The 11,351-nt window shown below is 52.6% G+C and carries 8 protein-coding genes; 3 read left to right on the forward strand and 5 right to left on the reverse strand.

Annotated elements, in window-relative coordinates; all coding sequences use genetic code 11:
* The first annotated feature begins 95 nt into the window (after positions 1-95).
* The gene (locus MKX70_RS30645; protein WP_340841467.1) at positions 96-2,957 is read left to right on the forward strand and encodes a glycosyl hydrolase family 95 catalytic domain-containing protein; all 2,862 of its coding nucleotides are present in this window, start codon (positions 96-98) and stop codon (positions 2,955-2,957) included.
* On the opposite strand, the gene MKX70_RS30650 is transcribed toward MKX70_RS30645, so the two are convergent.
* The gene (locus MKX70_RS30650) at positions 2,929-3,216 is read right to left on the reverse strand and encodes a glycoside hydrolase family 2 protein (protein WP_340789286.1); all 288 of its coding nucleotides are present in this window, start codon (positions 3,214-3,216) and stop codon (positions 2,929-2,931) included. The genes MKX70_RS30645 and MKX70_RS30650 overlap by 29 nt on opposite strands.
* Positions 3,217-3,234: 18 nt before the next feature.
* A complete protein-coding gene (locus tag MKX70_RS30655) occupies positions 3,235-4,800 on the reverse strand; it encodes a glycoside hydrolase family 2 protein (RefSeq protein ID WP_340841468.1) in 1,566 nt (521 codons plus the stop codon).
* A 65-nt stretch (positions 4,801-4,865) separates the two neighbouring features.
* Here MKX70_RS30655 and MKX70_RS30660 point away from each other — a divergent pair, with 65 nt between their 5' ends.
* Positions 4,866-5,615: an AraC family transcriptional regulator gene (locus MKX70_RS30660; protein WP_340841469.1), complete on the forward strand. Its 750-nt coding sequence runs from the start codon at positions 4,866-4,868 to the stop codon at positions 5,613-5,615.
* 80 nt (positions 5,616-5,695) lie between these two features.
* On the opposite strand, the gene MKX70_RS30665 is transcribed toward MKX70_RS30660, so the two are convergent.
* The 3 genes from MKX70_RS30665 to MKX70_RS30675 all read right to left on the reverse strand — a co-directional run bounded on the left by MKX70_RS30665 (position 5,696) and on the right by MKX70_RS30675 (position 9,301).
* A complete protein-coding gene (locus tag MKX70_RS30665) occupies positions 5,696-7,327 on the reverse strand; it encodes an extracellular solute-binding protein (RefSeq protein ID WP_340841720.1) in 1,632 nt (543 codons plus the stop codon).
* Positions 7,328-7,426: 99 nt separating this feature from the next.
* Entirely contained in the window at positions 7,427-8,317 is an 891-nt protein-coding gene (locus tag MKX70_RS30670) for a carbohydrate ABC transporter permease (protein WP_042211426.1), read from the reverse strand.
* Positions 8,318-8,344: 27 nt separating this feature from the next.
* Positions 8,345-9,301, reverse strand: a complete 957-nt coding sequence (locus MKX70_RS30675; protein WP_042233951.1) for an ABC transporter permease — start codon at positions 9,299-9,301, stop codon at positions 8,345-8,347.
* 217 nt (positions 9,302-9,518) lie between these two features.
* On the opposite strand from MKX70_RS30675, the gene MKX70_RS30680 reads away from it, so the two are divergent.
* Positions 9,519-11,273: a cache domain-containing sensor histidine kinase gene (locus MKX70_RS30680; protein ID WP_340841470.1), complete on the forward strand. Its 1,755-nt coding sequence runs from the start codon at positions 9,519-9,521 to the stop codon at positions 11,271-11,273.
* Positions 11,274-11,351 lie beyond the last annotated feature (78 nt).

Genomic DNA, 11,351 nt, shown 5'->3' on the forward strand with positions numbered 1-11,351 from the left:
GAGGGAATCGCCTACGATTTATGCAGGAAAACCATATAGATAGTTTGGCGTATTGGAAGTATAGGTGAGCACTGCTTGGAGGAGGCATAACTATTATGAAAAAAACTAAGGTACCACCGGTGCCAGAGGGTGCGGAAGCGGCGAATACAGAGGTGGTGGAGCTTGGGATGGCCGGGGCGGTGGCTGCTGCGGCAGTGAGTGCTGGGGCGGTGACTGCGGAGGCGGCAGATTCTATGGCGGTCACTGCGGTAGAGGCTAAGACGGAGGCTGGGGCGGCAGAGGAGAAACCTGGACCAGCAGCAGGTTATACAGCGGCGGGCGGTCAGATTCATGCCCAGGAGCAAGCCAGCCGTCATAATATTAACTTCCGCGGGCCGGCGGCAGATTTCTTCGAGGGGGCACTGCTTGGTAACGGCGGGCTGGGTGTGGTGGTGACCACCCGGCCGGATGCGGTTATACTGCACTTCGGACACAATAATGTCTGGGATATCCGCATTGCCGAGCATCACGCAGAAGAGATCATGACTTTCCAGGAAGTGTACGACCGCTTCACTGCGCTTCCCGCTGACCTTCCACAGCTTACGGACAACCCGTGGTACCGGGAATACTGCGAAATGGCCGGAGACAATTACAGCAAACCTTATCCGCGCCCGATGCCCTGCGGCTCGCTGCTGCTCCGGTTTGACCGGCGCCGGGCTGAGGTGCTGGGTCACACGGTGCATATAGGCGAGGGACGCTGCACGGTTGATTTTCTAGTCGGCGGTGAACCGGCGGTATTCGAGCTGTTCGTGGAGATGGAACAGGATAGGCTGTGGATGTCTGTCATAGATACGGCAACCGGGGCGCAGCTCCCTCTGTTCCACGAAGCCAGACTGATCCCCGATCCCAAAACGCCGCAGGAATTCCCTCCGGCACACTGGGATGATGCTGCGGCTGGCCGGCTGTCTTTTACACAAATTCTGCCGCATATGGAGTTTCCCGCTTCGCCCTATATTCCGCATGAGCGGGATAAGGCCTTCCGGCTGGCGCTCCGGCTACCGGGAGCAGAAATAATCAGCGGCAGTGACACTGCCCGCCTGGACATCTCAGCGAACTCCGGCGGATTCCTGGCCTGCGCAGAATTGCAGGAGGGCTTTGCAGCACAGATAGGGGCTGAAGGAGCGGGCGTTGAATCTACAGCCGCAGAGGCGGAGGATGCCGGACCTGCAGTTGAAGCTGGAACTACACCTGGAGCAGGACCACGAACAGTAACCGAAACTGGGCCTGAAACCGGACTCGGATCTGAAGCTGGCGTTCACCTTATGACTGACGTTGTACCTGTATTTGGAGCTCAGCCTGAGTCTGGAGCCCGGGCCGGAGCAGAACCAGTAACTGGAGTTGGTGTAGCAGCTGTTATGGGTTCACCTACACGCACCCAGTACAACACTGCACTGCTAGGGACCCGGGAAGCATGGCGAAATTACTGGGGACATTCGTTCATCGCCTTGGAGGATGAATTCCTGGAGCGGATCTGGTATCGTAATCTCTACTTCCTGAATTGCTCCGTCAAGGCGGGGATCACCTGCCCTGGCCTGTTCGCCAACTGGAGCTACGGTTCCATCGGCTCGGAATGGCACGGAGACTACCATATGAACTACAATACACAGCAGCCGTTCTGGGTGACATTCTCCAGCAACCATCTGGAGAAGCATCTGCCTTATGTAGACATGGTAGATCATGTACTGCCGGTCAGCCGCAAGTGGGCGCGTGACTATTACGGTCTGCCCGGTGCCTATTTCCCGCATTCAGCCTATCCTGTTGAAATGAGCATGATGCCTTACCCTGTTCCGCATTGGGGCTGGGAAATATGTGAGACCCCGTGGACTGTACAGAGCTTATGGTGGCATTATCTATATTCCATGGATAAGGAATTCCTACGCAATCGCGCCTTCACGCCCATCAGGGAAGCCGTCTTGTTCATGACTGCTTATATGAAACGTCCCGAAGTAAATAACCGTCTCCGGGAGGACGGCTGTTATCATATTTTTCCGACGGTGGTGCCCGAGCTGTATGAGATCACTCCGGGATTTGCCCGCAACAGCGATTGTCTGATCGACCTGACGCTGACCAAATTTATCTTCCGGGCGTTCATCAGCGCTTGTACAGTTCTGGGTGAGGATGAAGCAGAAGCAGCTCTGCTAACCGAAGTACAGGATATCCTGAATCACTTCCCGGTATATCCGGCAGCCCAATCCGCTGAAGGCCGTGTATTGGTGTCGGTGGCAAGCGAGGACCCGGAGACTGTCTACAACGTCCCGGTTCCGCTGACCACGGTATTCCCCGGCGAAGAGCACGGCCTGCATTCTCCGCCTGTAGAGTATCAGATTGCGGTGAATACTTACCGGAATCATCTGAATGAGGGCGGGAATGAGCTGGTGTTCCAGTCCCTGGCCGGAGCGCGGCTTGGTATCCTTGATCTGGAGCGCTTCAAGCGGCAGATCTCCTACTGCCTGCTGCCGAACGGCACCTGCACAGACAAAGTGCTGATGAGCGGCGGACGGTACTCCGACACTGACGACTTCAGCTACATGTCGCGTATGGGCATCTGGTTCGAGAATTTCGCACTGCCCGCCGTTATCAACGAGTGCCTACTCCAGAGCTATAACGGCGTGCTGCGCTTCTTCCCTAATTGGCCGGAGCAGCAAAGCGCAGAATTCCGTAGCCTGCGAGCGGTAGGCGGGTTCCTGGTCAGCGCGTCCATCCGGGCAGGTGAAGTGCAGCAAATCGAGGTGTTCAGTGAAGCAGGAGCTCCGTTATCCTTCTATATTCCTTGGGAGCAAGGGGCCGAATGCACCCGCTCCTCCGGGGAAGTGCAGACGCACACAGGTCCTACCGGTATGATGCAGACTACCGCCGGGGAAACGATCCATATGGTGAAGCGGGATCTGCCTAGATATCAAAGACAGAACGGAGACTAAGCTGACCGTATAGCTCTTCTGCTGTCCTGGAGCTGCTGAGAGCTTTCTTGGCAACTGTAACGGTTCTTGCAGCGCCGCCCGGCATGTCGAAATAGTTGTCGCTGAAGATGGCGTCCGTTTGCTTGAAATCCAGCGCTACAAACCGGGCATAAGCCTTGGATTTCACCGTGATGACGAACCTGTCTTTCTCCTCATTCCCCGTGTTGTTCTTCTGATGGGAATCCATCACAAAGGAGAAGATATTGCGGTCCTCCGGCAAGGTGAAGCTCTCGATCGTCTACAGGCCTGGAAAAGACTGAAGTCCGAACTCCGACATATAGCGCGGATAGAGCTTCCGGTAGTCCGTAAAGGGTTCCTTTCCGTGCCACACTCCCCAGTAGTGCATGTCGCCGTAATTCTCGTCATTCGGCTTGTCAAATCCGCCCTTGGAGGACGGCGAAGCCCGCCAGTAGAATGTATTCGGATCGATCTCCCGGGCAATCGCTGGTAGCAGCACCTCATATTGCTTGATATAATCCGCCTTAAGCTGTAGGGAGGTAACATTTTCCCAGTTCCATTCGTCCCAAGCCAATTCCTGCTCGTTGTTGCCGCACCACAGACCCAGCGAGGCATGATGGCGAAGACGCTTCATATTGTCGATGGTCTCATGGGTGATGTTCTCCTCGAATCCCTCGGTCAGCGCATAAATAAAGCAGGCATACAGATGATCCTGCCAGACGATGAGGCCATATTCGTAGCAGAGATCATAGAAATAATCATCCGGGTAATATCCGCCTCCCCAGACACGGATGGTGTTGAAATTAGCGACAACGCAGCTTTGCAGCAGACGGTCTGTCCGTTCACAGTTCGTGCGTGCCAGAAGGTTGTCTTCCAGGATATAGTCCGCACCCGTGGAGAATATAATCACCCCGTTCACCTCAAAAGCAAACGATTCTCCCCACTCGTCCTCTTCCTGCTTCACCGTAATCGTTCGGAGCTTGATCCGCAGCGTCTGCTGATCGAGTACTTTCCCTTGCTGGTTCAGAACAACCTCTACCCGGTACAGCGGTTGTCCGCCCAGATTATTCGGCCACCACAGCTCAGGCTGATCAATACCCAGCCCGATATGAAGATCTGTGCCAGCCTTCTCGGACACACGCTGCTCCAGGACTTCCCCCGATGGCGCGTGGACGCTGACCACAATCTCACGTTCGGCGGCAACCCAGCCCTCTGTTCTTACCCGGACATCCAGCGAGACCCGGCCCTCCCCGTGAGTTTGCGTAATATACACATCCTCGAGGCGGGCACTGTTATAGCCCTGGATGGAAATGCTTCTCCAGATGCCCATATCAGGCAGCTTCGGACCCCAGTTCCAGCCGAACATGGAATGTGCCTTGCGCAGGTGGGAGATCCCCTCGACCGCATCGGCACAATTGACCAGCTTCAGCTCCGCCTGTTTCCTAAGGGAGTATTCCATGGGGGAGCGGAACACCGCATGGATGGTATTGTCACCGGGAATCAGTGCAGCCTTGATATCCGTTTCATATGTCCGGTGCATATTGTCGCTGTTCAGAATCAGCATCCCGTTCAGGTACAGCTCACATAGGGTATCCAGCCCTTCGCACCGCAGCACCACACGGTCATGTGCCAGTATACCGGTATCGATCTGAAACGTACGCCGGAATTCATAATCGTAATTGGATAATTTCAGAACCCCGTACTCCTGCTCGCGGTAGAACGGGTCTGGCATTGCTCCTGCATTCAGTAAATCATGATAGACAGATCCCGGCACACTGGCTTCCAGCCAATGCGGACCCTCAAGCCGCCTCATTTTCCATTTGCCTTTAAGATCAACAAGCTGCATTTCTTAACCCTCCCTATATTAATTGAACTTAAATTTTTTAGAGCAAAGGAACTATCGCCGCTGCGGTGATAGTTGGACTTCCGGCCGAAGGTGCGTGCAGGCATATCGTCAATGGTGAGGTTCAGGTGCTCAAGGCCGGCTGTCTTGTATTCGTCAGGCCCGATGACACGCACAGATATGAAGCGGAGGGTGACGGGGATTGCCGTTTCTTGAACATTCCCTGCCGCCCGGGCCTGATTGGGGAAGCGCTCGCTTATCTGAATGAAGAAGAGTTTACGCGCGGAGTACTGGGCCCGGCGCTTCCCCGGATCGCCATGCTGTCCCGGCAGGAAATGGACGAATTCTTTCGTCATATCGAACGTTACCTTATGCTCTGCACGATCGACAGAGTGAAGGCAAGAATTCATCTGAAGGGCCTGCTCATCGATACACTGACCCGCTATTTCTTCTCACCGGAGACCGCCGGGCAGCCTGAATTTCCCCTGTGGCTGGAGCACGCCGTCTCCAAAATCCAGCTGAAGGAGAATCTGAACCAGGGTCTCCCGGCTCTGTACAAGCTGTCCGGAAGAAGCCCCGGCCATGTGAACCGGGCGTTCCGGCAGTATTTAAACCAGACGCCTACCGGATATATCAATCAGCTAAGGTTGAATACAGCCCGCAATCTGCTGCTCACTACCGAGCTTCGGGTCGTCGAGATTGCCCTCGAAGCCGGCTTTGAGAACGTCAGCCACTTCTACCATCAATTCAAGAAGTTCTACCGCCAGGCTCCGCTTGATTTCCGCAGGAACGGCCAGGAGAGCCGGCGGCTTCTCTGAATCTCCCAGCATTAATGTGACAACAAAGAAGGCTTCCCCTCCGCATGCGCGAGAGAGGAAGCCCTGAGATTCATTATGCTTTAATTGGAAGCCCACAGTTCCATACGTTCTTTGTACTTCTGGTTAATGATCTTTTCCACTTCCTCATCCCCGGCCTTCTTCATATCGGCAAGCATCTTGTCGAAGGTGGCGTTGGCAGCTTCCTCGGAATTGGCAATAATCGTTCTTGTGATGCTCTGATCCATAATATCCTTAACCTTCTGGGCAGTCAGCGCTTCGGGCGTTCCGCCGTCAGGATTGAGATTGTCAAATTCCGCTGTATCCCATACGGAATCCCCCAGGCTCTTGATCGCCAGCTCATCGCCTTCACTGCGCTGATATTTAACCGCCAAATCGTAAGGCTGGCCATTTGGATCCAGGCCGTTCTTAATGAACCACAGCCATTTGCGGACACCGCTCTTTTTCACCGTATCGTCCCAGTTATCCTTGAAGCTCTGCAGGAACGCCGGATCAGGCTGTCTTTTGCCGTCCACCATGGTGTACTGCTGACCTTCCAGCCCCCATAACAGCAGATGCTGTCCTTCGTCACTGGCCAGGAAATTGAACAGCTTCATGGTTTCTTCCGGATGCTTGTTGTTCTTGGTAATTCCGATAGCATCCCAGCCCAGCGAGCTCCGCGGTCCAAAGGTTGTCTGTGCCGGATCAATCCCTGGCGCAACCACCTTGTATGCAAACAGCTGGTTCTTCACACCGCCGTCTTTCTTGAGTGCCGCGTTTCCGTTACCCGGATCCCAATAGGCAGCCGGTGTGGCGAATACGGCCCCTGTGGCAAGCTTCTGAATCCAGGTCTGGGTTTTGCTGATGGCGAATTCCTTCTCAATCAAACCTTCCCGGTACAGACGGTTAATGTACATCATCATCTCACGGTACTTCGGATCCTTCACATCATATTGCAGCGTTCCGTTGTTATCATAGTAGGTTTTGAGACCCCACATTCCCTTGAACGTTCCCAGAATGGCACCCATATTCTCACCGTTCATGGCCATTGGAATCGATTCCTTACCGTCAATGGTCGGGTACTTCGCTTTGAAGCTCTTGAGCAGGGCTTCGAATTCATCCGTAGTGAACGGGGTGGAGCCGTCTGCCTTGTCCGGAGCCAGCTCCTCAAGCAGGTTCTGTCTGATATTCATCCCGAACACCGGATCGCTGTCCAGTCCGTACCAGTTCGCGAAATAATAATTCTTACCGTCTTTATAACGGGTTTTCTGTAAGGTGTCACCATACATGGCCTTCAGATCCGGGCCGAATTTCTCTATTAAATCATCGAGCGGAATGAATGCGCCGCTTGTAATGTATTTATCCAGAGAGGCATCTCCACGGCTCATGAGCACCACATCCGGATAGTCGCCGCTGGCAAGCATCAGGCTAAGCTTCTCCGTCGGATTTCCGGTCGGCTGCTGAATAGAGACCTGTATGCCGGTCCGTTTCGTAATTTCCTGGGCTACTGCATCCGTGAACGGTTCTCCCTTGGTATTTCCGTCAAACCAGGTTAACGTAATCGATTCCTGCTTCGTCTCTTCGCCTGCTGCTGTATTTGTATTTGTATTTGCACCAGCATTTTCTTTCCCGCCACCAGAAGCGCAGCCAGCCAGCAGTCCGGCAATAAGTGCCGCAGAGATCCCCGCATTCATCCATCTGTTTTTGTTTATCATTGACACCCTGATTCCTCCTATTAAATAAGAATTCATTAGTGCATTAAGCAGCAAGGCACAAGCTTCCGCCCACCTCCCTTCAGAATCTGTTTAACTATATTAACTTTTCACAGCCCCCAGTGTCATACCTTTGACGAAGTACTTCTGCAGGAAGGGATACACGAGAATAATCGGCAGGGTTGCCACCATCGTCGCCGCCATCCGGATTGTATCACTCGAAACCGCATTCCGCTTGGCGGAGTTGGCCAGCATCTGCGTCTGCGATACCATGCCTCCGGTCTGGAACTGGCTTAATATTTTGACGAGTACGGCCTGCAGGGTCTTCAGATCAGAGCTGTAGGTGAACGCATACGAATCGAACCAGGAATTCCAGTGCCCGATGGCCTGAAACAGACCCACTGTCGCCAGTACAGGCGTGGTCAGAGGCAGTACGATCCGGAAGAAAATCGTCAGGTCATTCGCCCCGTCTACCCTCGCCGACTCTTCGATCTCACCGGGCAGCTGTTCCATAAACGTGCGGACAATGATCATATAGAAAACATTCATCAGGCTTGGCAGGATAAATACAGAGAACGTATCAATCATGTTCAGCGCTTTGAGCACCATGTAATAGGGAATCAGACCGCCGCCGAAATACATGGTAAAGACGAAGTAGAGATTCCAGCCCTTGCGGCCTACCAGATTACGCCGGCTCAGCGGATACGCCAGCATCGTAATGACAAGCACCGACAGCGGAGCACCAACCACGGTCCGTTTGACCGTTACCCATAAACCGCTCATAATCTCGCTATCTTTGAGTATCTGATTATAGCTGTCCAGGGTGAGGACTCTGGGCCAGAAGTATACGCCGCCCCTCACTGTATCCTCTGCGCTGTTCAAGGAAAGAACGAGAATATTCCAAAAGGGCAGAAAGGTAACCAGCAGGACAAGGATAAGAATGGAATATACAATGAATCTGAAGATATGATCACCGAATCTGTCTAAAATCATTACAAGCGCTCCTCTCTATTTGTGTATTTAGAACAACGCCTGGTCGTTCACTTTACGGGAAATCCGGTTCACAATGACAACTAGGATGAAGGCAACCACAGATTTGAACATCCCCACGGCAGCCCCGTAAGAGAACATGCTGTTCTGCAGCCCGTATTTATAAGCATAAATGTCGATAACCTCCGAGTATTCGAGCACGGTGTTATTCTGCAGCAGGTATTGCTGTTCAAAGCCCGCATTCAGTATGCCGCCGACCGCCAGGATTCCCAGAATTACAATGGTTGGACGCAGCGCAGGCAGCGTAATATGCCACATCTGCCGGAACCGGCTGGCCCCGTCGACCCTCGCAGCTTCATATAATTCGGGATTCACCGCAGAGATTGCAGCAAGGTACATAATGGCGCTGAAGCCCATCTCCTTCCACATATTGGACAAGGCGATAATCCACCAGAACAGGGGGCCATTTTGCAGGAAAGCGACCGGTTCTTTGACAATTCCCAGCAGCACCAGGAGATTATTGAACATCCCGTCCGAAGCTAGCATCGTAATCACAATGTTGGCCGCGATAACCCAGGAGATGAAATGCGGCAGGTAGGAGACCGTCTGCACAAAACGTTTGAAGAATCCCTGCCTTGCTTCATTCAGCATAAGCGCCAGAATGATGGGGGCGGGGAACCCGAACAGCAGGGTCAGCAGGCTTGTCGCCAGCGTATTGCGCATGATCCGGTAGAAATCACCGGTGGTAAAAAAATATTCAAGCCATTTGAAGCCCACGAATTCGGCCCCGAAGAACTGGTGCAGAAATGTGCCTCCGCCCGGCTGGTAATTCGTAAACGCCATGTACATTCCAAACATAGGACCATACGAAAATAGCAATGTCGCAATAAAGGCAGGCAGCATGAGCACAAATAACCACTTTTGCTCCTTTAACCTGTTCCACAGGCTATTGCCCCTGACTGATTTGATAGCGCTTGCTTTATACATCAAATTCCCTCCCTTTTCCTCTACAGCAGCATGCCTGGCTACCTCTCAGTTCGACTTCATGTATTCATCTTAAATCTGCAGCGGGGTGCTTTCCATACTCCAATCCTCCGAATGATAGCGCTTTTTAAAGATGTTTCGGCACATCCGATTATTGGATTTCATTATTCCGTCTGCTATGATGAACTAGTCAATAACCGGTAAAGAAGGGGCTTCTCCGATGCGTCAATTGTATAGAAAGTATATTTATCTGCCTTTTGTCGACCTGAGCTTTCGCTCCAAATTGTTCCTGGTGTTCGTTCTGGTCACCATCATTCCGATGATGCTGCTGGTCTATTTCTCCTATGAACTTACCAAATCCAAACTCACCGAGCAGATCTATATCAATATGATGAGTTCAACGGCGCAGATTAATAAGAATCTCGAAAACAAACTGGACAGCTATGAACATATATCTGCTTCTATTTATCTGGATGACAGGCTCGCCAGCTATCTGACGGCTGAATACGTGGATGATCCTTCTTATCTGGACGTCTATAAGTATATTGGCAACCGCATAGATACGGTTATGGCGGCTTATCCTGATTTTGACAGCGCATTCATCTATTCCGATAATCCGTCTCTGCCCAAAGATAATTATTATATCAAACCCGTTACACCCGAAGTTCAAGCTACAGAGCTGTACAAGCAGCTGCAGCAGTCCCATGGAAATATCCTCTATCTGACTACTCCGCAAAGTGAAGACAGTCCCGCCATGTTCACTCTCGCCAGACTGCTGAACAACAACCGGAACGAATATCCCTACGGAACGCTGGTCTTCAGTGTCTCCGAATCGGTCATCTTTTCCCTGATGGAGAAGGAAGCCGGCGGCAAAGACATCTTCATTATCAATGACGAGGGCATTATTCTGTCGTCCGCCGACAAGAAGCTTCTGGATACAAGCCTGCCCGAAATGCTCAATCATCAGTTCGCAGGAGAAGCTTCCGGCCGGTTCGATACCACGTACAAGGGGGTTAAGGCTTTTGCCGTCTACAACACCCTCGCCAACGGCTGGAAGACCGTGTCAGTTGTCCCTTACGAGAGCATCATCAAAGACGCCAAGTCCTTGTCACAGCTCATTATCAAAATCTCGCTCGCCTTCATTGGCGTAGCCTTGCTTCTTATCTATATTACCGCGTCGCTGTTCAGCAACCGTATCCGGACCTTAATCCGGATGGTCCGCCGCATTGAGCGGGGCGACTTCAATACGCCTAGGGAAGAGCAGCTCGGCAATGACGAGATCGGCCAGCTGCACTTCGCCTTCAACCAGATGACCGGCCGCTTGAGCGGTCTGATTACCGAGGTGTCCCGGAAAGAGCTGCTCGGCAAGGAAGCAGAGCTCGACCTGCTGCAGGCCCAGATCAATCCTCATTTCCTGTATAACACGCTTGGCTCCATCTCCTCCCTTGCGGTTAAGCATCAGGACAGCCAGATCCAGGATATGGTGCAGAATCTGGCCAAGTTCTACCGGATCTCGCTCAATAAAGGGAAGAGTATCCTGACGATCAATGAAGAGATCAAACTGACCCGGAGCTATAATGCCATCCAGCTGATCCGCTTCAAGGGGCAGCTGAACATTACCTACACGATTGATGAGGCGATCCTGCCCTACTCTACAGTGAAACTGACCCTGCAGCCTTTTATCGAGAACTCGGTAATCCATGCCTCTTGGAATCAAGACAACCCGCTGAACATCCATATCAAAGGCGTCACACAGGACAATGACATTATCCTGTCTGTGATTGATGACGGCATGGGTATGAGCCGGGAGACACTGCAGTCGCTGATGGGAGAGAAGCCGGGCCGGGGCTATGGCATTATGAACGTAGACCGGCGGATCAAGCTTAAATTCGGTGAGTATTACGGGGTAAAAGTATACAGCCGGCTAGGCATAGGTACGGTCGTACAAATCCGGCTGCCGCAAAAGGCAGTGTAGTCCAGCAACCAATGAGGCGCGGCAGCTTGTAAAGGTACGAGGCCGGCGACTAGCAAAGTTATAAGGCCGGCAGTTGAA

The organism is Paenibacillus sp. FSL R7-0312, from assembly GCF_038004445.1.
Lineage (GTDB): Bacteria > Bacillota > Bacilli > Paenibacillales > Paenibacillaceae > Paenibacillus_AQ.